Origin of the sequence: Micromonospora sp. NPDC048898 (genome assembly GCF_043198035.1) — a bacterium.
GTDB lineage: Bacteria > Actinomycetota > Actinomycetes > Mycobacteriales > Micromonosporaceae > Micromonospora.
On record NZ_JBICUF010000009.1, the window covers coordinates 106187 to 127372 of the forward strand.

A 21186-nucleotide genomic window follows, 5' to 3' on the forward strand; every position below is an offset into this window, starting at 1 on the left:
GGATGAGAGATCGGCTCACTCACCGGGCGGTGGGCCCGGTCGCGGTGGGAGACTTGCCACATGCCCCTCACCGAGCCGCACGACGACCACCTCCCGCAGGAGGATCCGGTCGCGCTCGACGGTGCCGAGGGCAAGCCGGACGACAACGTAGTCAGCGGGACGTCAGGCGCATCCGACCCGACCACACAGGGCGACGGCCCCACCGTCGAGCCGGAGCCGACGCTGCCCGAGCCGGTCCGGCAGCGGATCGTGACGCTGACCGCCGCGGTGTTGCCCACCCTGCCCGGCGACGAGGTGCCGGTGCCGTTACGCCGGGTGGCCAAGTTCGCCCCCAACCGGCGCGCCCGCCTCGGCGCGCCGGCCATCGCCGCCCAGCTCACCGCCGACCCGCTGTTCCGGCAGCGGGTCACCGCCCGGGTCCTGGCCGACGCCGGCGACCTCGGCGCCGCCGTCGTCGAGGGCACCGCCCCGGCCGCCGCCGACCCGGTCGAGGTCGCTGCGCTCGCCTACCTGGCCCGGCCGCGCGGCTGGCGGGAGCTGATCGACGCCAGCGGTGCCGCCGTGCGCGCCGAGGCGGACAGCGCGGTCGTCGCCGAACTGGTCCGCGAGGCCGAGCAGCGGGCCACCCGTGCCGAGCACGACCGGGCGGTGGCGCGGGTCGAGGCGGACAAGCTCCGCGACGAGCTGGCCCGCGTCCGCGAGGAGTTGGGTCAGCTCCGCGAGGAGTCCCGGCAGGTCGCCCGTACCCTCCGGGAGACCCAGGCCCGCGAGCGCAAGGCCACCGAGTTGCTGGCCACCGAGCGCGGCCGGGCCGCGCGTGCCAGCGCGGACGTGGACGCCGAGCTGCGCCGCGCCCGCGCCCGGCTGGCCGAGGCGGAAGCCGCCGCCGGGGTGGCCCGGGCCACCGCCAAGGAGGCCCGCTCGGTCGACGACGCACGGCTCTGGCTGCTGCTGGAGACCATCGGCCAGGCCGCCGTCGGATTGCGCCGCGAGCTGGCGCTCGATCCGGTCGACAAACTCCCCGCCGACTTCGTCGCCGACGCGTTCGCCGAGCAGCCGGGCACCGCCCCGGCCAGCCCCGCGGCACGTGCCCGCGACACCGACGACCCGGCTCGACTCGACCAGCTGCTCGCACTGCCCCGGGCGCACCTGGTGGTGGACGGCTACAACGTCACCAAGCGCGGCTTCGGCGAGATGTCCCTGGAGCAGCAGCGCAAACGCCTGATCACCGGGCTGGGCGGGATCGCCGCGCAGACCGGCGACGAGGTCACTGTGGTCTTCGACGGCGCCGAGCGGATGCACGGGCTGCCGCCCGCGCCGCGCGGCGTACGGGTGCTGTTCTCGCGCAAGGGCGAGACCGCCGACGAGCTGATCCGCCGGCTGGTCCGCGCCGAGCCGTCGGGGCGGCCGGTGGTGGTGGTCTCGTCGGATCGTGAGGTCGCCGACGGGGTACGCCGGCACGGCGCCTACCCGCTGGGCGCCGACTCGCTGCTGCGGCGGCTCGCCCGCTCCTGACACCCCGCCCGGACGCCGTGATCGACACGGGTTTCCCGATGTCGGGGTGTCCGACGGCTTGGGATGGCCCGATTTCATGGAAATCGAGTTGATCTCGCCCCCAAACGGCCGGTCGGACGCGGTTTCTGTCGTACCCGGTGGTTAGCGTCGATGTGACCGACGGTGCTCGGGTGGCGACGACGAGGCGCGCCGGCCAGGCACCGCGAGCGATCAGGAGGGCTTGATGCTCATCGACTGCGACGGGTGCGCGAAGCGGGCCGACGGCTGTTCCGGCTGCCCGCTGACCGCCCTGTTCGACGAGACGTCCCCGGCGGCCGGGCTGGTCGCCGCCGAGGTCGAGGCCATCGAGGTGCTCGCCCGGGCCGGCTTCGACGTGGAGGTGCTGGCCGCGCCCGCGCGCCCCGACGCGGTGCGCCGCCGGGCCGCCCGCCGCGTCGCCTGAGCGCGACACCGCGCCCGGAAGCGCGCTTCTCGCGGGCCATAGGATGAGCGGTCACGGCGGGAGGAGCGGCGCGATGAACGGGGAACGACGGGCGGTGACGCGGTGACCCCGCGTGGCTGGGCGCTGCTGACGCTGGCCGGGTTGACCGTCGCGCTCGTCGTGATCGCCGCGCTGTTCATTCCGTGGCACCGGCCGCCGGCCCCGCGCGCCGACCAGCTCGCCGCGCTGCGTGACCTGCCGGCCGAGCAGGTGGTCAAGGGGCGGGAGTTCCGGGCCGCGCTGCGCCCGGGCGGTTACGCCGCGCTCGCCGTGGGGCTGCTGGTCGCCCTCGCGCTCGGGTTGACCCCGCTGGGCAGCCGCCTGGTCGAGTTGGTGGGCCGGCCGTTCGGGGGGCACTGGGCCGCGCAGGCGGTGCTCGGCGGGCTGGCCGTGGTGCTCGTCGCCGACCTGGTGACGCTCCCGTTCGCCGCCTGGCGCCAGAGCGTGCTCACCCGCTACGGCCTGAGCACCAACGGCTGGAGTGGCTGGGCTGTCGACCTGCTCAAGTCGTACGCCGTCAGTGCGGTGATCGGCGCGGTGGCGCTCGTCGGCTTCTACGCGGTGATCCGGTTCGCACCGCGCTGGTGGTGGGCGTTCGGGGCGGCGGGCGCGGCGTTGCTGGTGGTGCTGCTGTCGTTCGTGCTGCCGGTGCTGGTGGAGCCGGTCTTCAACAAGTTCACCCCGATGGAGCAGGGCCCGCTGCGCACCGAGCTGATGAGCATGGCCGCCCGCGACGGGGTGCCGGTGCGCGACGTGCTCGTCGCCGACGCCTCCCGCCGCACCAGGGCGGTCAACGCGTACGTCTCCGGTCTCGGGCCGACCCGGCGGGTGGTCGTCTACGACACGCTGCTGCGCGAGGCGACCCCGGGCGAGGTGACAGCCGTGGTGGCGCACGAGTTGGGCCACGCGAAGGACTCCGACGTGGCGGTGGGCACGGTGACCGGGGCGCTGGGTGCGGCTGCCGCCGTGGTGGCGCTCTACCTGCTCGGCTCGTGGGGGCCGCTGCTGCGACTGGCCGGCGTCGACTCGGTCGCCCAACCACGCGCCTTTCCGTTGCTGGTCGCCCTCGTGGCGGTGGCCGGGCTGGTCGCCACGCCGGTGCAGGCGCTGATGTCACGACGGGTGGAGGCCCGGGCCGACGCGCACGCGCTCGCGCTGACCCGTGACCCGGAGACCTTCGAGTCGATGCAGCGTCGGCTCGGTTCGGTCAACCTGGGCGACCCCGATCCGCCGCGCTGGGAATACCTCTACTCGGCCTCGCATCCGTCCACAGTCGAGCGGATGGCCGCCGCCCGCGCGTACGCCCGGAAGGCCGGCCGATGAACCGCACGCTGCTGATCACCAACGACTTTCCTCCCCGACCGGGCGGCATCCAGTCCTTCGTGCACAACCTCGCGGTGCGGCAACCGGCCGGCTCGGTGGTCGTCTACGCGTCGAGCTGGCGCGGGGCCGCGAAGTTCGACGCCGACCAACCGTTCGAGGTGATCCGGGAGCGCACCCGGGTGCTGTTGCCCACCCCGTTGATCGCCCGCCGGGCGGCGCGGTTGGCGCGCGCGTACGACTGCGACACGGTGTGGTTCGGTGCGGCGGCCCCGCTGGGGCTGCTCGCCGCCGGTCTGCGTCGGCGCGCCGGCGTCCGCCGGGTGGTGGCGCAGACCCACGGCCACGAGGTTGGTTGGGCGGCGCTGCCGGCTGCCCGGCCGGCACTGCGGCGCATCGGTCGGGGCGTGGACGTCACCACCTATCTCGGCGAATACACGCGCACCCGGTTGGCGCGCGTGCTGGACGGGGTGACCGAGCTGCACCGCCTCGCGCCGGGGGTCGACGTGGACACCTACCACCCGACCGTCGACGGTGAGCAGGTCCGGGCCCGGCTCGGGTTGACCGACCGTCCGGTGGTGGTCTGTGTGTCCCGGCTGGTGCCGCGCAAGGGTCAGGACATGCTGATCCGGGCACTCCCGGAGATCCGCCGCCGGGTGCCCGACGCGGCGCTGCTGATCGTGGGCGGCGGACCGTACCGGGCGACGCTGGAGAAGCTGGCCCGACAGACCGGTGTGGAGCGGGACGTGGTGTTCACCGGTTCGGTGCCGTCGGCCGAGCTGCCGGCGCACTACGCGGCCGGCGACGTCTACGCGATGCCGTGTCGCACCCGCAATCGCGGCCTCGACGTGGAGGGGCTCGGCATCGTCTACCTGGAGGCGTCCGCGACCGGCCTGCCGGTGGTGGCCGGCGACTCCGGGGGCGCACCGGACGCGGTCCGTGAGGGGGAGACCGGCTACGTCGTACGCGGGCGGGACGTGGCCCAGCTCGCCGACCGGGTCGCCCGGCTGCTCGCCGACCGGGACCTGGCCCGTCAGCTGGGCGCCGCCGGTCGGGCGTGGGTGGAGCGGGAGTGGCGCTGGGAGGCGCAGGCGGACCGGATGGCGGCGCTGCTCGCCGGCTGATCGCCGTTCAGCTCTCCCGGGCTGGCGCGTAGTGCGGCACGTACTCCTGGCCGGTGAGCTTCTGGATCTCCGCCATCACCTCGTCGGTGATCGTCCGGATGTCGCGCGGCCCGTGGATCCGGTCGGCGACCGGGATCGGCGGGCCGAATCGCAGGGTGACCGGGTGTCGACGGGGGATGCGCGCGTCGACCGGCAGCACCTCGGCGGTGCCGAGCACGCCGACCGGAACGATCGGCACCCCGGCGTCGCGGGCCAGCCGGGTCATCCCGACGCGGCCCCGGTAGAGCCGCCCGTCGGGGGAGCGGGTGCCCTCCGGATAGATGGCGACGAGGCCACCGGCGCGCAGCACCGGCACGGCGGCGTCGAGGGCGCGCAGGGCGGCCCGGCCGTCGGCGCGGTTGACCGGGATGGCGCCCATGCCGGCGACGATCCGCCGGTTGAGCCAGCCGCTCGGCCCGCCGCCGTTGAAATACTCGACCTTCGCCCAGAAGGTGACGTGGCGGGGCGTCGAGGTGACGAGAAACCATTCGTCGGCGACGGACAGGTGGTTGCCGGCGAGGATCGCGCCGCCGTGCCGGGGCAGGTGCTCCAGCCCTTCCACGTGGGGCCGCCAGCCCACCCGCATCGCGGTGCCGACTGTCAGTTTGGCGACGTCGTACAGCAGGGGCACAGGTCCTCCGGGGTCGAGTCTCCGGCCGGCGTCGGGCCGAGGTGGGCCTCCAGCGCGGCGCGCAGCAGGGTGTCGTCGTCGGTGGTGCCGGTGGCCAGTGGCAGGCTGCCCCAGGCCCAGAGTTGGGCGATGCCGTGCAGGTTTGCCCAGAGCGCGCCGGCGAGCACCGCCGCGGGCGCGTCGGTGGGCCGACGCACCTGCGCCACCAGGTCGGCCAGGACGGTGAACAGCGGCAGGCTCGTCTCACGCAGCCGCAACCGGCCGCTGTCCAGCAGGTCGTGGCGGAACATCAGCTCGAACATGCCGCGGTGGGCCGCCGCGAAGTCCAGGTACGTCCGGGCCAGTGCGGTCAATCGGGTACGCGGGTCCGCGTCGACGTCGTGCAACGTTCGCTCGACCCGGGCGGTGAGGTCGGCGAAGCCCTCCCGGGCGATGGCGGAGAGCAGGTCGACGTGGGTGGGGAAGTAGCGGCGCGGTGCGCCGTGGGAGACCCCGGCACGGCGGGCGATCTCCCGCAGGGACAGCGCCGGCTGGCCCTCCCGCAGCACCAGGTCCACCCCGACGGCGACCAGCCGCGCCCGCAGCCCCGTCTCGTCCGCCTCCACGGAAACTGTCTACCAGGATGGCGTAGACGCTGTCTACGCCGATCGACGTGTCGCGGCATGCCGGAGACGCCGGAATCAGCGTGATGCTCGTGAGTCATCAAGATGCCCGTGTGGCATCACGCGCGACGGACAGACCCGAGCCAGGCCCGCCGCCGGCGGCGACCTGGCCGCACGATGCCGAGCCCGGTCAGACGAGGTGGCAGCGGCGATGGCCGGGGTGGGTGGTCGGGCGTGGGAGATTCAGCGGATGCGGGCCAGGATCCGGTCGGCGGGGGCCGGGCGCCCGAAGTGCCAGCCCTGGCCGGCGTCGCAGCCGATCGCCCGTAGCCGTTCGGCCTGCCCGGCGGTCTCCACGCCCTCGGCGGTGACCGTCAGGTCCAACGCGTGTGCCAGCGAGACCAGCGAGGCGAGGATCCGTTCGTCGGTGCGGCCGACCGACGGCGACCGGAGGCCGGCCACGAACTCCCCGGCGACCTTCAGCTCGGTCACCGGCAGGTCCCGCAGGTACGCCAGGTTGCTGTAGCCGGTGCCGAAGTCGTCGATGGCGATTCGGACCCCGAGGTCGGCCAGCACCCGCAGGGCGCGTACCGGCTCCTCGGCGGTGCTCATCATCGTGCTCTCGGTGATCTCCAGTTGGAGCCGCTCCGGCGGCAGGCCGGTCTGCCGCAGCAGCGAGCGAACCTCCTGCACCAGACCGGGCCGGTGCACCTGCCGTACCGCCAGGTTGACGCTGACGAAGGGTGCGGCGGCGTTGCCGGCCGACCAGGCCTCCGCCTCGCGACACGCCTCGGCCAACACCCACCCGCCGAGTTGGACGATCAGGCCGGTCTCCTCGGCCAACCCGATGAAGCTGTCCGGACGCAGCACCCCCAACTCCGGGTGGCGCCAGCGGACCAGCGCCTCGACGCCGACCAGGCTGCCGTCGCGAAGTGAGGTCAGCGGCTGGTAGTCGAGGTAGAACTCGCCCCGCTCCAACGCGGCCGGAATGGCCGCGGAGAGCGCGTACCGGGCCAGCTCGCGTTGGTTGCGCTCGGCGTCGTAGAGCGCCCAGCGCGCGCCGCCGGCGGACTTCGCCCAGTGCAGGGTGCTGTCCGCGGCCCGCATCAGGTCACTGGGGTTGGCTCCGGCCACCGGGCGCTCGACGATGCCGATGCTCGCCGAGATCTGCAGGTCGTGCCCGTCGACGAGCGCCGGTGTCCGGACCGCGGCCAGCGCGGTCTCGGCCAACGCCGCCATGTCGTCGGTGCCGGCGCTGCTCTCCACCAGGATCACGAACTCGTCCCCGCCGAGGCGGGCCACCAGGTGCTCACCCATGGCCTTGCACAGTCGTTCGGCGACCGTGACCAGCAGTTGGTCGCCGACCTGGTGCCCCAGGGTGTCGTTGACGACCTTGAAGCGGTCCAGGTCGAGGAAGAACACGCCGACCCGCCGGGCACCCCGGCCGGGCTCGTTGAGCGCAGAGGTGAGCCGCTCGGTGAACAGCGTCCGGTTGGGCAGGCCGGTGAGCGGATCGTGGGTGGCCTGGTGCCGGAACCGGGCCTCGCTGGCGCGCAGCGCCCGCTCGGCCTGCGTCCGGGCCCTCATCGCGGCCCGGCGGATCGACTCCTGCTCGTCGAGAGTGCGGTCGCGCAGCGCGCGGGCGTAGCCGGTCGTCACGGCCGCCAGCAGCCGGGCCAGCCGATCCTCGACGTCCTCGGCCACCAACCCGAGGTCACGCACGAACCGAAGCTGGATGACCTCCACGGTACGACCCAGCCCCTCCGCGGAGGCGATGTGCGCGGCGACCAACTCGGCACCGACCCGGTGCCCGGCTCGCAGGTCGAACGGCTCCGTGAGCAACGCGCCGGCCAGTTGGCCGGTGAGCCGGTCGAGCAGGGTCTCCAACTGGGCCTGGGTCATCGGAAGGTAGCTGGTGCCGGAGACCGCCTTCGCCCACGCCCGGGCGAACGTGCCCGGGCGGGAGGCGGCCTCGGGCGACTCAGCCACCGAGTCGCCCGACGCCGCCCATGAAGACCGCACGTTCGGCGTCCTCCGCGCTCTCCGGGGTGTCCGGTCGCCACTGGGGCACCCACACCACGCCCGGGTCGAGCAGCTCGAACCCGTCGAAGAGCGCGGTCAACTCGGCCCGACTGCGTATCCACAGGGGGTTGTCGGTGCGCCGGTAGACCCGCTCCGCCTCGGCGCGTTCGTCGTCGCTGCGCCCGTCGTCGCTGGCCTGCGACAGCACCAGGTAGCTGCCGGGGGCCAGGGCGTCGCGCAGCGTCCGCAGCAGCTCGGCCGGCCGGTCGTCGTCCGAGACGAAGTGCAGGACGGCCACGACCATCACGGCCACCGGTTGGCTCAGGTCGAGCAGCTTGCGGACCTCCGGGTGGGCCAGGATCGCCTCCGGACGCCGCAGGTCCTCCTGCACCACCACCGCCCGGTCGTTGCCGGCGAGGATCTCCCGGCTGTGCGCCACCGCCACCGGGTCGACGTCCACATAGACCACCCGCGACTGCGGATCGAGCTGCTGGGCGATCTCGTGCACGTTGCCGACGGTCGGGATGCCCGAGCCGATGTCCAGGAACTGCCGGATCCCGGCCTCGGAGAGATGGTGCACGGCCCGGCGCAGGAACGCCCGGTTGGCCTGGGCCATCAGCGGCGCCTCCGGCACCGCCGCGACCATCGCCTGCGCCGTGGCGCGGTCCGCGGCGAAGTTGTGCGAGCCACCGAGGTAGTAGTCGTACATCCGCGCGACACTCGGGCGCTCGATGTCGATGGTGTCGGGTGCCCAGTCTGGCCGCTGCATGCGTTCACCCCTTGAGTCCGCGTCGCGGGCGTCGTCGCCCGCGCGGGTATTGTGCACCCGCCACGCACGCCAGACCATAGCGCGCGGGAGGTTGTCCGCCGACGTCGGTCGATGCGCGACGGTCCGCGCTGGCCGAAGCTGGCGCGGACCGTCGGTCGTGCTTTCCCGCCACCGGAGCGGGAGGCAGATCAGAACTTCGGCGCGTCCGGTGCCTCGAGCAGGCCGAGCCGCAGGGCGGTCATCAGCGCCTGGGCCCGGTTGGCCGCACCGAGCTTCTCGTAGAGCTTGGAGATGTGCGTCTTCGCCGTGGACTCGCTGACGAACAGCTGCTTGGCGATGCCCGCCACGCTCATCCCGTCGGCGAGCAGCCGCAGCACCTGCCCCTCCCGGGGAGACAGCTGCGGGCCGGACGGCGCGAGCCGGCGCTTCATCGCCTCGGCCAGGTCGGCGGCGGTGAACGCGCTGGGGGAGGAGGCGGCGTGCCGCGCGGCGGCCACCACCTCGTCGGCCGGGGCGGTCTTCGGCACGAAGGCACTCGCACCGGCCTCCAGGGCGCCGAAGAGTTGGTCGTCGCCGGCATACATGGTCAGCACCACGATGCCCATCGACGCACTGGACTTGCGCAGCGCGCGGGTCGCCTCCAGGCCACTGCCGTCGGGCAGCCGCAGATCCATGATCACCACGTCCGGCTGCAGGGCGCCGGCCTGGCGCACCCCCTCCGCCGCGGTGGCGGCCTCACCGACGACCTCGAACTGACGGTCGCGCTCGAAGGCGTGGCGCAGGCCCTTACGAATCAGGTCATGATCGTCAACAAGGAGGACCTTGGTGCGGGTGGCCGGTATCGGACTTGTGGTCATCCTCGGGTTACTCCCCTTCTGGTGCTGCGCTGTCGCGCACGTTATCTCGGCGGGACGAGGTGCCAACAACCACGGCCACGGTCGTGCCGCTGGGTTGCCGCGGCCTGATCTCCAACCGGCCCCGGATACGTTCCGCCCTCTCGGCCATGATCGCAAGACCGTACCGTCCGTCGGGGCGCTGGTCAGCCATCCCCTGACCGTCATCCGACACTTCTATTTGCGCGTACGGGGGGTCGACCTCGCACGTGACCCACAGATTCGAGGCTCCGGCGTGCTTGCGCGCGTTGGTCACCGCCTCCTGCGCGATGCGCAGCAACTCGGCCTCGGTGGCGGCCGGCAGCCGGGCGGTGGACTCGTCGAGCGAGAGGTGCACCCGCAGCCCACCGGAGGCGCCCACGGTGCGCGCGTACTCGGCGATCGCCGCGGCCAGCCCGCCCTGCCGGTCCACCTCGCTGCGCAGCTCGAAGAGGCTCAGCCGCAGCTCCTGGATCACCCGGGTCACCTCGCCGCGCAGCGTACGCAGGGCCTCGGCGGTCTCGTCGGCGTCGTCGAAGACGGTGGCCATGGCGTTGTCGATGCCGTAGCCGACCATCACCAGCTCCTGTGCCACCCCGTCGTGGATCTCCCGGGCCAGCCGCTGCCGCTCCTCGTTGGTGGCCAGCGAGCGCACCTCGTCGAAGAGCAGCGCCGCCTCCAGTCGCAACGCGGCCGGGCGGGTCAGCGCGGTCACCCGGGACACCACCGGCGGTGGGTACGCGTGCGCGGCATCCGCCTCCAGCACCACCAGCCCCACCGTGCGCACCCCGGCGACCAGCGGAACGATGAGCGCGGACACGTCCGGGCCCCGGTGCGAGCGCGACTGCGACCGGGCGGCCGTGGTGGCCTGCTGGCTGGCCCAGGCGTCGGCGATCGCCGAGTCCGCGTCCAGCGTCGTCTCCCAGTCCACCCGGTCGACGCCGGCCTGGGCGAGCACCACGAGCCGACCGCCGCCGCTGGCCGACAGCACCGCCCCCCGGTCCGCCTGGGCCACCGTGCGCAACTCCTCCAGCAGGTGCTCGGAGATGCCGCCCGGGTCCAGGGTGGCGCCGGGCAACTGGCGCGCCACGGTCCGTAGTTGGGTCAGCAGTCGGGTCGCCTCGGCGTACGGCTGGGGTTTGCCCTCACCGCGGACCACCAGCACCCGGTGCAGGGTGCCGGCGGCGTAGAGGCCCAGCACCGCCAGGATCAGCCACTGCGCGCAGACCGCGAGGTAACCCGGCTGGCCGAGCTGGACCCCTCCGTCGACCTCGGTCAGCGCACCGCTGACCAGCAGGGTGGCGGCGCTGACCGAGAGCAGGGCGGCACCTTCGCGGAAGCGGCGGCGCAGCGCGGTGACGGTCACCGGGACCGCCAGGTAGGGCAGCACCGCCGACGCGCCGAGCCCGTCGACCGTGCCGATCGACGCCACCGCGGCCACCTGGCTCGCGGCCAGGCCCAGCACCACCACCTCGGCCACCCGGCTCAGCGGCGCGATCAGCGGGTGCTGCGGTGCCAGCAGGGACGGGAGCCCGGCCACCGCCAGCAGCGCGATCCACCACAGTTGGGTGACGTCGCGGGTGGCGAAGAGGGTCAGGATGGCGATCAGCGCCAGCATCACCAGGCGGGCGGCCGCGGCGAGGGGATGCGGGTGCGGTGCGGTGGTCGTGGATGCGGGCACGTGACGGATGGTAGTCAGCCTCGGTAGATCTCGGCGATTTCCGCCGCGTACGTCTTGTGGACGACCTGGCGCTTCACCTTGAGCGACGGGGTCAGCTCGCCGGTCGCCTCGGTGAAGTCGTGCGGCAGGACCCGGAACATCTTGATCGCCTCGGCCTTGGAGACGGCCTGGTTCGCGGTGTCGATCGCGGCCTGGATCTCCCTGCGCAGGGCCTCGTGCTCCCGCAGTTGCTCGACCGGGGTGTCGGCGGGCATCCCGGCACCCTCCAACCAGGCCGGCAGTGCCTCCTCGTCGACGGTGACCAGCGCCGCGATGAACGGCTTCGCGTCCCCGACGACGACACACTGGCTGATCAACGGGTGTGCCCGGACCAGGTCCTCCAGCACGGCCGGGGCGACGTTCTTGCCGCTGGCGGTGACGATCAGCTCCTTCTTGCGCCCGGTGATGCTCAGGTAGCCGTCGGAGTCGAGCTGCCCCAGGTCGCCGGTGCGGAACCACCCGTCGGTGCTGAGCGACTCGGCGGTCGCCGTCTCGTTGCGCCAGTAACCCTGGAAGACCAGCTCGCCGGAGATCAGGATCTCGCCGTCGTCCTCGATCCGCACGGTCACGCCGGGCAGCGGGCGGCCGACGGTGCCGATCCGGGCGCCGGTCGGCAGGTTCGCGGCGGCGGCGGGCGAGGTCTCGGTCAGGCCGTAGCCCTCCAGGACCGTCACGCCGACGCCCCGGAAGAAGTGACCGAGCCGCGCGCCGAGCGGTGCGCCGCCGGAGATGGCGTCGCGGCATCGCCCGCCGAGCGCGGCCCGCAGCTTGCCGTAGACCAGCCGGTCGAAGACCATGTGCTGGGCGCGCAGCGCCAGGCCCGGCCCGCCGGGGGTTTCCAGAGCCTCGCTGTACGCGATGGCGACCTGCTCGGCGCGGGCGAAGATGCCGCCCTTGCCGTCGGCCTCGGCCTTCTGCTTCGCCGCGTTGTAGACCTTCTCGAACACCCGGGGTACGGAGAGCACGAAGGTCGGCCGGAACGCCTGCAGCTCGGCGACCAGGTTCTTGGTGTCGGCGCAGTGCGCCATGGTGGCCCGCGCCTGCACGACGCCGATCTGGATCAGCCGGGCGAAGGCGTGCGCCAGCGGGAGGAAGAGCAGGGTGGACGCGCCGGCGTTGAACAGGTTGGGCAGCACCGGCACCGCGTTGGCGATGTCGGCGTACATGTTGCGGTGGGTGAGCACGCAACCCTTGGGCCGGCCGGTGGTCCCGCTGGTGTAGATGATCGTGGCCAGGTCGTCGGCGCGGACCGCCTTGCGCCGCCGGTCGACCTCGGCCAGCTCGACAGTGGCACCGGCCTGGACCAGCTCGTCGACCCCGCCGAGGTCGATCTGCCAGACCTGGGCCAGCTCGGGCAGCCGGTGTCGGACGTCGGCGATCAGGGCGGCGTGCGCGCCGGTCTCCACCACGACGGCGACCGTGTCGGAGTCCTCGATGATCCACGCGGCCTGTTCGGCGCTGGACGTCTCGTAGATCGGCACGGTGACCGCGCCGATGGTCCAGATGGCGTAGTCCAGCAGCGTCCACTCGTACCGGGTGCGGCTCATCAGCCCGACCCGGGCACCCGGTTGGATGCCGGCCGCGATCAGCCCCCGGGCCACCGCGGCCACCTCGTCGCGGAACTGTAGGCAGGTCACGTCGGTCCAGGCGGTGACGGTGCCCTCGGGGCCGGGGACGGGGCGGGCGAACTGGACGGCGTCGGGCGCGACCTCGGCGTTGTCCCAGACCGGATCGGTGAGGTTGGCCGCGTCGCCAACGGTGACGATCGGCGGGACGGAGAACTCGCGCACCTGCACTCCTTCGTGCTCGCACTGGCCGGGCCGGCCACCGCCCTGCGGCGACGGCTGTGTCGAAACCTACCCGGCGGGCAGTTCGGGTGGGACAGGCAGGAGGCGGGTAGCCTCCCCCCATGGCGGACTCCTCCACCCAGTCGATCATCATCGGCGCCGCACCGGATCGGGTGACGGCGGTCATCTGCGACTTCGCGCGCTACCCGGAGTGGACCGAGGCGGTGCGCCGCGCCGAGGTCGTCGAGGAGTACGAGGACGGCTACGCCAGCCAGGTGCGGTTCACCATCGACGCCGGGGTGATGGCCGACGAGTACGTGCTCGCCTACTCCTACGCCGAGGACCTGTCCCGGATCGAGTGGCACCTGGTCGCTCCCTCGAAGATGCAGAAGTCCCAGCGTGGCTCGTACGACTTGGTGGGTAACCCGGACGGCAGTACGACGGTGACCTACACGCTGGAGGTCGACCTGTCGGTGGGGATGCTCGGAATGTTTCGGCGCAAAGCCGAGAAGATGATCATGGATACCGCGTTGAAGCAGCTCAAGCGCCGGGTAGAAGCAGCCGGTGCGGCGCAGTGACGGGTCTGGTGGCACGGTAGAGGAGCCGAGGGTGGGCGGAACGGATCCGGGTTCGGCCCGGGAAGAGGCGGAGCGGCTGGTCGCCACCCTGCTCGCGGGGGCGCGACTGGCCTCCGCCGGCTCGGCGAGCGGGGCGTTCGGCTCGCTGGGTGCGGTATTGTCCGGTGTCCTCGGTCACACTACTGACCCGAAGGGTCGGCCCGGCACCGGCGGTGCTTTCGCCACCGGATCGGCCGAATGCTGCGTCTGCCCGGTCTGTCGGGGCATCGCCGCGTTGCGTGATCCGAGTCCGGAATTCGCCGAACGCCTCGCGACCGGCGCCGGTGACCTCGCGGCGGGCGTGGCCAGCCTGCTCCGCGCGTTCTCCCCGGCGGAGCCGCCCACGACGAGCACGTCGTGGCCGACCTCCGCGCCGACCTCCGCGCCACCGTCGGCACCCGCGGCGAGCACCGACGACGTGCTCCCGGAGCCGGCCCCCGACGACCCGTCCACCGCCGCCGGCGACAACCACGTGTGGCGCGATGCCACCCGTACCGGGCATGATTCTCAGCCGGCGCCGGAGCGGGATGTCTGGTCGGTCGCCACCCGGACGGCGGACCCACTCGCCCCGGCCGCCGCACCGCCCGTCGACGACGCCGGGCCGGCGACCGTACCGGCACCGACCACTCGTCCCGCGGTGCCCGCCTCGCGGGTGCCGGACGACACCGGTGCGCAGGCACCGGGCGACGGCGCCTGAGCGCGGGACATCCCGACCCGGACCGGCAGGCCGCCGGCACCCGGGTCGGACAGCAGAGGGGAGCGGCAGCGGTGACGCTGACCATCGGAGTCGACGTCGGTGGCACGAAGGTGGCTGGCGGTGTCGTGGACGACACCGGCACGGTCCTCGTGCAGAGCCGACGGGACACTCCCGCCGATGACGTCGGCAAGACCCGCGACGTCATCATCGAGCTGGTCGGCGAGTTGACGGCCGGGCGGACGATCGAGGCCGTCGGCATCGGCGCGGCCGGCTGGATCGACGCCAGCCGCTCGACAGTGCTCTTCGCTCCCAACCTGGCCTGGCGGGACGAACCGCTGCGCGAGTACGTCAGCACGGCCGTCGGCCTCCCCGTGATCGTGGAGAACGACGGCAACGTGGCCGCCTGGGCCGAGTTCCGCTACGGCGCGGCCCGCGACGCCGACGACTCCATGATCATGTTCACCATCGGCACCGGCGTGGGCGGCGGCATCGTCCTCGGCGGGGAGCTGATGCGGGGTGCGCACGGCATCGCCGCGGAGCTTGGCCACATGCTGGCCGTGCCGGACGGGCACCAGTGCGGCTGCGGCCGGCTCGGCTGCATCGAGCAGTACGCCAGCGGCAGTGCCCTGGTGCGCTTCGCCCGAGCCGGCGCCCGACAGGAGCCCGACCGGGCCGCCGCACTGCTGGAATTGGCCGGCGGCGAGGCCGAGGCGATCACCGGCCACATGGTGACCGCCGCCGCGCAGGGCGGTGACCCCGTCTCCGCCGAGGCGTTCGCGCAGATCGGTCGCTGGCTGGGCACGAGCCTCGCCGACATGGCGCAGATCCTCGACCCGCAGACCCTGGTGGTCGGCGGCGGTGTGATCGACGCCGGGGACCTGCTGCTCGGTCCGACCCGCCGCTCGTACCTCGACGCGCTCGCCCAACGTGGTCGCCTGCCGGTGGCCGAGGTGCTCCCGGCCCAGCTGGGCAACAGCGCCGGGGTGATCGGCGCCGCCGACCTGGCCCGCCGGATCTGAGGCGGTCCGCGATGGGCGTGCCGCTGCGCGTGGTGTCGTACAACATCCACGGCCAGCGCGACGACACCGCCGCGCTGGCGGCGGTGGTCCGGGCCGCGCGGCCGGACGTGGTGATCGTGCAGGAGGGGCCGCGCCGGTTCCGGTGGCGGCAGAAGTCCGCCACGTTGGCCGAGTCGTTCGGCCTGGTGGTGGCCGCCGGCGGGCTGCCCGCGCTGGGCAACCTGCTGGTGACCAGCCTGCGGGTCCAGGTGCGGGGCACCCGCTGCCACCGTTTCCCGCTGACCCCCGGCCGACACCTGCGCGGCGCCGCGTACGCCGACTGCCGGGTCGGCGACGCCCAGGTCACCCTCGCCGGCTCGCACCTGTCCACCGACCCGACCGAGCGCCCCGCGCAGGCCGCCGAGTTCAAGCGCGGGCTGGACGCGGCGACCAGCCCGGTGGTGGCCGGGGCGGACCTCAACGAGGGCCCGGACGGGCCGGCGTGGGCGACCGTGTCGCGCGGGTTGACCGACACCGCGGTGGCGGCCGACCGGGCGGACCGGCTCACCTACTCCTGCGTCGACCCGCGCCGGCGCATCGACGCGCTCTTCGTCGACCCGCGGATCACAGTTGTCGACTACGACGTGGTGGACACCCCGCAGACCCGACGGGCCAGCGACCACTTCCCGGTCCTGGTCGACCTGCTGCTGCCCGCCGCCGACTGACCCCGACCCCGGCCCGAGCGTCGACGCGTCCGTCTCAGGACTGGACATCCGGCTCCGTTGTGGAGAGGATTTCGCGGCGACCGGCACGCCTGCCGTACCAAAAGGAGATGTCCCGGTGTCCACCTCCACCGACCACGGCCGGCCCGACCCGGAGGCGACCCCGTCCGCGCGCGGCGGCGACGATCGTCCGGTCTCCGACCGGGGTGACACGGTCTGCGTCATCGGGGCCGGGGCCAGCGGTCTGACGGCCATCAAGAACCTGCGCGAGCACGGGTTCGGTGTCGACTGCTACGAACGGGAGACCGGCGTCGGCGGCGCCTGGAACTGGCGGCACGACCGCAGCCCGGTGTACGCCAGCACCCACCTGATCTCGTCGAAGCCGTTCACCCAGTTCCCCGACTTTCCGATGCCGGACTCCTGGCCGGACTACCCGCACCACAGTCAACTGCTGTCGTACTTCGAGCGGTACGCCGACCACTTCGACCTGCGCTCGCACATCTGGTTCGGCACCGAGGTGGTCCGGGTCGAGCCCGCCGAGGACGACCGGTGGGACGTGACCACCCGCTCCACCGGCGGGTACGGCCCGGAGCGCACCTCCCGGTACGCCGCCGTGGTGATCGCCAACGGGCACAACTGGTCGCCGAAGCTGCCCCGCTACGAGGGCCTGGAGGAGTTCCGCGGCGAGATCATGCACGCCTCGTCCTACAAGGACCCGGCGCAGTTGCGCGGCAAGCGGGTGTTGGTGGTCGGTGCCGGCAACACCGGTTGCGACATCGCCGTCGAGGCCGCCCAGCAGGCGTCGCGGTGCTGGCACTCCACCCGGCGCGGTTACTGGTACGTGCCGAAGTTCGTGCTCGGCCGCCCCGCCGACCAGGTGAACGACGCCCTGTTGGCGCTGCGCGTGCCGCTGCGCGTGCGGCAGTGGCTCTACCACTGGACGATGCGGTTGACAGTCGGTGACCTGACTCGCTTCGGCCTGCCCAGGCCCGACCACCGGGTGTACGAGACGCACCCGATCGCGAACAGCCAGCTCGTCTACTACGTGGGTCACGGTGGGATCGGCCCGGTGCCCGACGTCGCCCGGTTCCGCCCGTACGCGGTGGAGTTGGCCGACGGCCGGGAGATCGACCCCGAGGTGGTCATCTTCGCCACCGGCTACCTGCCGCGCTTCGAGTTCCTCGACGCGTCGGTGTTCGCCGACAGCGCCGGGGCGGGTCGGCCCACGCTGTGGCTCAACGCGTTCACGCCGGGTCATCCGACCCTCGCCGTCGCCGGCCTGTTGCAGCCGGACTCCGGGTTGTTCGCCCTGTCGCACTGGCAGACGGTGCTCTTCGCGCGGCTGCTGCAGGCACGCCGGGACCGGCCGGAACGGGCCATGGCGTTCGCACGGCGGGTCCGGGAGCGGGCCGGGGAGCGATACTCCGGGCCGGTCAAGGAGAGCAGCCGGCACTGGTTCGAGGTCGGTCACGCCGACTACCTGCGCGCCGTCCAGCGCGCCCTGCACGACCTGGAGGGCAGCAAGTGAGCGCGAGGAGTGAGCTTGCGAGCCCCGCAGTCGCGAACGAAGGGTTGGCACGGTGAGCGCGAGCGGTGAGTTGCGGATCATGCGGAGCCGGGAGTGGTCACGTCCGGTCCGGCCGGCCCGGCGGGAGGTGCTCAGCGTCCTTCCCGAGGTGGAGGAGGGGCGACCGCCGTTGCTGTTCGTCCCCGGGTTCGGGCACGGCGCGTGGGCGTTCGCCGAGCACTGGTTGGGTCATGCGGCGTCGCGGGGGTTCCCGGCGTACGCGATGAGCCTGCGCGGGCACGGCGCCAGCGAGCCGGCGCCGGAGGCGACGCTGCGGGCGTACGCGCACGATGTGGTCCAGGTGGCGGCGGGCCTGCCGCGCCAGGCGGTGCTGGTGGGGCACGGTGCGGGGGCTCTGGTGGTGGCGCACGCGTTGGCCCGCTACCCGGCGCGCAGCGCGGTGCTGGTGGCGCCGGTGTTCGGTGGCTGGGGAGTGCTGGGCGCGGCGTTGCGCCGCAATCCGGCGGGCACGGTGCCGGCGGTGTTCGGTGGGCCGTTGCGGCTCAACAGTGGGCAGTTGTTCAGCCGTGAGTTGCCCGACGAGGAGGCCCGGCGGTATGTCGGGCGGCTCGGCCGGGCGGGTCGGCGGGCACAGTGGGCGCTGCTGGGTGAGCCGGCGGCCGAGCCGGCGGTCGGCGCCCCGCCGGTGCTGGTGTTGGGCAGCCCGGACGACCGGGTGGTGCCGGCGTCGACGTTGACCCGGGTGGCCCGCCGCTTCGGTTCGGCTCCGCTGCTCTTTCCCGGGATGGGCCACGACCTGATGCTGGACGCGCGCTGGGCGGAGCCGATCGACGCGATCCTGGACTGGCTGGAGAAGGAGCCCGCGGCGCACTGAGCACCGGGCGCGCCCAGGTCGGGGTCGCCGGCTGTGGCCGGCGCGGGCGGTCAGTGCTCAGCCGCCGGGTGGGCGGTCAGCCGGCCGTCTGGCGGGTGGCCGCGGTGGTCGGGGTGGTGGGTTGCGGCACCCGGGCGCCGCCGTCGGGGCGAGCGTCGCCGGGTTGGGTGTCGTCGGGACTGCCATCGGCGCTGGTCAGGCGGCTGGCCAGGGCGCCGCGCTCGTCCAGTGCGCGCAGGTAGGAGCGGGCCCAGGCCCGGATGTCGTGCTCCTCCAGGTGGGCGCGCATGGCCCGCATCCGCTGGGTGGTGTCGGCCGGGCTGGCCCGCAGCGCGGCGCAGAGGCCCTGCTTGAGCCCTTCCAGGTCGTGCGGGTTGACCAGGTACGCCTGGGACAGCTCGGCGGCGGTGCCGGCGAACTCGCTGAGCAGCAGGGCACCCGTGTCGTCCACCCGGGCGGCCACGTACTCCTTGGCGACGAGGTTCATCCCGTCGCGCAGTGGGGTCACCGCCATCACGTCGGCGACCCGGTAGAGCGCGGCCAACTCGGCCCGGTCGAAGGGCTGGGTGAGGTAGTGGATCGCCGGTTCGCCGACCCGGCCGAACTCGCCGTTGATCCGGCCCACCTCGCGCTCGATGCGCTCACGCAGGATCTGGTATTGGCCGACGCGCTCGCGGCTCGGCATCGCGACCTGCACCAACACCGTGTCGCGGACCTTGACGTCGCCGCTGGCGAGCAGTTCGCTGTACGCCTTGAGGCGATGTTCGATGCCCTTGGTGTAGTCCATCCGGTCCACGCTGAGGATGACCTGCCGGGGATCGCCGAGGTCCTGGCGGAGTCGGCGGGCCCGGGTGGCCACGTCCGGGCGGGCGGCGAGCGCGCCCATCTCGGCGGTGTCGATGGAGACCGGGAACGCGCCGATGCGCACGACCCGGTCGTCGATGCCGATCCGCCGGTCGGTGGCCGGCAGGTCCAGCACCCTCGTCACCAGTTGGGCGAAGTTGTGTGCCGCCTGCACCCGTTGGAAGCCGACCAGGTCGGCGCCGAGCATCCCGCGCAGCAACTCGGCCCGGCGCGGCAGTTGCATGAAGAGCTCCGGCGGCGGGAACGGCACGTGCAGGAAGAACCCGATGCGCAGGTCCGGACGGAGTGCGCGCAGCAGAGCGGGGACCAGTTGCAGGTGGTAGTCCTGCACCCAGACCACGCCGCCCTGCTCGGTCACCGCGGCGGTCGCCTCGGCGAAGCGTTGGTTGACCCGCTGGTACGCCTCCCACCACCGACGGTGATGCTGCGGCTGTTCGACGGCGTCGTGGTAGAGCGGCCAGAGGGTGGCGTTGGCGAACCCCTCGTAGTGGTCGCGCAGGTCTTCGGGGCTGAGCGGGACGGTGTGCATGCGGACGCCGTCCACGTCCGGTAGGGCGGGGGCGGGCCCGGTGCCGCCGGCCCAGCCGACCCAGGTCGCCGGGGTGTGCCGCAGGAGCGGGTGCAGCGCGCTGACCAGCCCACCGGGGCTGCGCCGCCACTCGCAGGCCCCGTCGGGGGCCTGGCTGTCGTCGATGGGGAGGCGGTTGGCGACCACCACGAGGGAACTCTGTCGCATCTCGCGCATTCCGATCAGCAGAGGACTGACCGCCACGAGCAAGGGAAAACCGGTCAGTCAGCGGGGGAAGTGACGTACAGCGGTATTCCTACTGACAGTAAGTTACACCACTGTTACGCGCACGGCGGGTCGGCGGCGTCCCGGGATGCGGGCCCTAGACGACGGCGCCGTTGTCCGGGTCGTCCTCGTCCTCGTCGCCGGGGCGCAGTCGCCAGATCAGCGTGACGAAGCCGGCCAGGATGCCGGTGAACCCGAACAGGGTGACCGCCGAGCGGTCCACCGGGATCAACCACGGGAAGAGGAAGAGCACGAACCCGACGACCACGCCGAGCACACCGACCACCGCGTACTTGCTGACCCGGGGAAACGGCGGCGGTGGGGGCGGGTGGTAGCCCTCGTCGTCCTCGTCGTCGGGCAGATCGGCCCCGAAGGTGTCCAGCCCGTCGAGCAGGGACGGCTCGTCCGCGCGGGTGTCGCGCCCGACCGAGATCCCGGAGAAGTCGGTGGCGGACGGGAGCCGGCGGGTGTCGGTGGCGGTGGGACCGGGCTCGTCGGTCCCCGAGCGGGCCAGCGGGCCGGTGCTCGGCTCGTCCCGGGCGTCGCGGTCGTCCACGTCCTCCGAGGCCGGCCACGGGTGCTCGCCAACCGTGGAGGAGGTGTGGAAGCCGGCCACGATCCGTGCCCACTCGGCGTCGATGTCCGGTTCGTCGCGGGCGGGCGGCTGCTCGGGGGTGGTCTCGTCGGCGAGCTGGGTCAGATAGTCCCGTGCGGTGCTCAGGTGCGAGCGGTCGACGTAGAGCCGGTCGACCGGCCGGGCCGGAACGGTGGTGGTGCGGGTGACCGGGTTGAGGTCGGCGGAGGGCTGCAGGTAGGCGGCGATCCCGCCGGCGGCCAGCACGTCGAGCAGGTGCTCGCCGACGCGCGGATCGACGTCGCCGACGACGGCGTACTCGTTCGCGTCGAGCCCGTTGTCCCGCCGTCCCCGGCGGGCACCACCCGCTGACACCCGGACATCCCCCTTAACGCGCCTCGCGGCGCGACCCTCGACGCCCGTCCGCACGCCGTGCTCTGAATCGTGACACGTCAGGGCATGGTTCCGGGAGTGCGTTGTGTCGCGTCTTCCAAAGTCACGGCTGCCGCCGCAGGTCGCGACCGGGGTTCTTTGTCCGTTCTTGCGCGACCAGCGCCATCTCGGTGAGCTTGGCCGCTTGGCCGTACCGCCGCTTGGCCGCTTGGTCACTTGGTCGCTTGCCGTACTGCCGGTGGAG

General features: G+C 73.2%; 19 protein-coding genes. 10 read left to right on the top strand and 9 right to left on the bottom strand.

The window, feature by feature from the left end:
• Positions 1-60: 60 nt before the first annotated feature.
• The 4 genes from ACGFIQ_RS22860 to ACGFIQ_RS22875 all read left to right on the top strand — a co-directional run bounded on the left by ACGFIQ_RS22860 (position 61) and on the right by ACGFIQ_RS22875 (position 4440).
• Positions 61-1515: an NYN domain-containing protein gene (locus tag ACGFIQ_RS22860; RefSeq protein ID WP_393246658.1), complete on the top strand. Its 1455-nt coding sequence runs from the start codon at positions 61-63 to the stop codon at positions 1513-1515.
• 223 nt (positions 1516-1738) lie between these two features.
• A complete protein-coding gene (locus tag ACGFIQ_RS22865) occupies positions 1739-1957 on the top strand; it encodes a hypothetical protein (protein ID WP_393246660.1) in 219 nt (72 codons plus the stop codon).
• Positions 1958-2059: 102 nt separating this feature from the next.
• Complete coding sequence (locus ACGFIQ_RS22870) at positions 2060-3319, top strand: M48 family metallopeptidase (RefSeq protein ID WP_393246662.1); 1260 nt, start codon at positions 2060-2062, stop codon at positions 3317-3319.
• A complete protein-coding gene (locus ACGFIQ_RS22875; protein WP_393246664.1) occupies positions 3316-4440 on the top strand; it encodes a glycosyltransferase family 4 protein in 1125 nt (374 codons plus the stop codon). Before ACGFIQ_RS22870 ends, ACGFIQ_RS22875 begins: the two co-directional genes overlap by 4 nt.
• 7 nt (positions 4441-4447) lie before the next feature.
• Here ACGFIQ_RS22875 and ACGFIQ_RS22880 read toward each other — a convergent pair whose 3' ends face one another.
• From ACGFIQ_RS22880 to ACGFIQ_RS22910, 7 genes are all read right to left on the bottom strand, one after another.
• Positions 4448-5110 (bottom strand): lysophospholipid acyltransferase family protein, encoded by a 663-nt coding sequence (locus ACGFIQ_RS22880; RefSeq protein ID WP_393246666.1) that lies wholly within the window; start codon positions 5108-5110, stop codon positions 4448-4450.
• Complete coding sequence (locus ACGFIQ_RS22885) at positions 5080-5715, bottom strand: TetR/AcrR family transcriptional regulator (protein ID WP_393246668.1); 636 nt, start codon at positions 5713-5715, stop codon at positions 5080-5082. Before ACGFIQ_RS22885 ends, ACGFIQ_RS22880 begins: the two co-directional genes overlap by 31 nt.
• Before the next feature lie 240 nt (positions 5716-5955).
• Positions 5956-7614 carry a putative bifunctional diguanylate cyclase/phosphodiesterase gene (locus tag ACGFIQ_RS22890; RefSeq protein ID WP_393246977.1) on the bottom strand — a complete coding sequence of 553 codons (1659 nt, stop codon included), beginning with the start codon at positions 7612-7614 and terminating at the stop codon, positions 5956-5958.
• 79 nt (positions 7615-7693) lie between these two features.
• A complete protein-coding gene (locus tag ACGFIQ_RS22895; RefSeq protein ID WP_393246670.1) occupies positions 7694-8503 on the bottom strand; it encodes an SAM-dependent methyltransferase in 810 nt (269 codons plus the stop codon).
• A 188-nt stretch (positions 8504-8691) separates the two neighbouring features.
• A complete protein-coding gene (locus ACGFIQ_RS22900) occupies positions 8692-9360 on the bottom strand; it encodes a response regulator transcription factor (RefSeq protein ID WP_030337723.1) in 669 nt (222 codons plus the stop codon).
• A gap of 7 nt (positions 9361-9367) precedes the next feature.
• Positions 9368-11056: a GAF domain-containing sensor histidine kinase gene (locus ACGFIQ_RS22905; protein ID WP_393246672.1), complete on the bottom strand. Its 1689-nt coding sequence runs from the start codon at positions 11054-11056 to the stop codon at positions 9368-9370.
• A gap of 14 nt (positions 11057-11070) precedes the next feature.
• On the bottom strand, positions 11071-12885 hold the full coding sequence (locus tag ACGFIQ_RS22910; protein WP_393246674.1) for an AMP-dependent synthetase/ligase: 1815 nt from the start codon (positions 12883-12885) through the stop codon (positions 11071-11073).
• A gap of 119 nt (positions 12886-13004) precedes the next feature.
• Here ACGFIQ_RS22910 and ACGFIQ_RS22915 point away from each other — a divergent pair, with 119 nt between their 5' ends.
• From ACGFIQ_RS22915 to ACGFIQ_RS22940, 6 genes are all read left to right on the top strand, one after another.
• Positions 13005-13460, top strand: coding sequence for an SRPBCC family protein (locus ACGFIQ_RS22915; RefSeq protein ID WP_393246676.1), 456 nt, complete (start codon positions 13005-13007; stop codon positions 13458-13460).
• 31 nt (positions 13461-13491) lie between these two features.
• On the top strand, positions 13492-14196 hold the full coding sequence (locus tag ACGFIQ_RS22920; protein WP_393246678.1) for a hypothetical protein: 705 nt from the start codon (positions 13492-13494) through the stop codon (positions 14194-14196).
• Between the two features lie 71 nt (positions 14197-14267).
• A complete protein-coding gene (locus ACGFIQ_RS22925; protein ID WP_393246680.1) occupies positions 14268-15215 on the top strand; it encodes an ROK family glucokinase in 948 nt (315 codons plus the stop codon).
• An 11-nt stretch (positions 15216-15226) separates the two neighbouring features.
• Positions 15227-15919: an endonuclease/exonuclease/phosphatase family protein gene (locus ACGFIQ_RS22930; protein ID WP_393246682.1), complete on the top strand. Its 693-nt coding sequence runs from the start codon at positions 15227-15229 to the stop codon at positions 15917-15919.
• Between the two features lie 115 nt (positions 15920-16034).
• Entirely contained in the window at positions 16035-17444 is a 1410-nt protein-coding gene (locus ACGFIQ_RS22935) for a flavin-containing monooxygenase (protein ID WP_393246684.1), read from the top strand.
• Positions 17445-17523: 79 nt separating this feature from the next.
• A complete protein-coding gene (locus tag ACGFIQ_RS22940) occupies positions 17524-18318 on the top strand; it encodes an alpha/beta hydrolase (RefSeq protein ID WP_393246979.1) in 795 nt (264 codons plus the stop codon).
• A 76-nt stretch (positions 18319-18394) separates the two neighbouring features.
• On the opposite strand, the gene ACGFIQ_RS22945 is transcribed toward ACGFIQ_RS22940, so the two are convergent.
• A complete protein-coding gene (locus ACGFIQ_RS22945; RefSeq protein WP_393246981.1) occupies positions 18395-19918 on the bottom strand; it encodes a trehalose-6-phosphate synthase in 1524 nt (507 codons plus the stop codon).
• A 154-nt stretch (positions 19919-20072) separates the two neighbouring features.
• The gene (locus ACGFIQ_RS22950) at positions 20073-20924 is read right to left on the bottom strand and encodes a DUF308 domain-containing protein (protein WP_393246686.1); all 852 of its coding nucleotides are present in this window, start codon (positions 20922-20924) and stop codon (positions 20073-20075) included.
• Positions 20925-21186 lie beyond the last annotated feature (262 nt).

Excerpts from the sequence above, each read along its gene's own strand:
- ACGFIQ_RS22890 (WP_393246977.1), bottom strand. The coding sequence starts at position 7,614 with ATGACCCAGGCCCAGTTGGAGACCCTGCTCGACCGGCTCACCGGCCAA.
- ACGFIQ_RS22900 (WP_030337723.1), bottom strand. The coding sequence starts at position 9,360 with ATGACCACAAGTCCGATACCGGCCACCCGCACCAAGGTCCTCCTTGTT.
- ACGFIQ_RS22940 (WP_393246979.1), top strand. The coding sequence starts at position 17,524 with ATGCGGAGCCGGGAGTGGTCACGTCCGGTCCGGCCGGCCCGGCGGGAG.
- ACGFIQ_RS22895 (WP_393246670.1), bottom strand. The coding sequence starts at position 8,503 with ATGCAGCGGCCAGACTGGGCACCCGACACCATCGACATCGAGCGCCCG.
- ACGFIQ_RS22865 (WP_393246660.1), top strand. The coding sequence starts at position 1,739 with ATGCTCATCGACTGCGACGGGTGCGCGAAGCGGGCCGACGGCTGTTCC.
- ACGFIQ_RS22860 (WP_393246658.1), top strand. The coding sequence starts at position 61 with ATGCCCCTCACCGAGCCGCACGACGACCACCTCCCGCAGGAGGATCCG.
- ACGFIQ_RS22915 (WP_393246676.1), top strand. The coding sequence starts at position 13,005 with ATGGCGGACTCCTCCACCCAGTCGATCATCATCGGCGCCGCACCGGAT.
- ACGFIQ_RS22875 (WP_393246664.1), top strand. The coding sequence starts at position 3,316 with ATGAACCGCACGCTGCTGATCACCAACGACTTTCCTCCCCGACCGGGC.
- ACGFIQ_RS22930 (WP_393246682.1), top strand. The coding sequence starts at position 15,227 with ATGGGCGTGCCGCTGCGCGTGGTGTCGTACAACATCCACGGCCAGCGC.
- ACGFIQ_RS22945 (WP_393246981.1), bottom strand. The coding sequence starts at position 19,918 with ATGCGACAGAGTTCCCTCGTGGTGGTCGCCAACCGCCTCCCCATCGAC.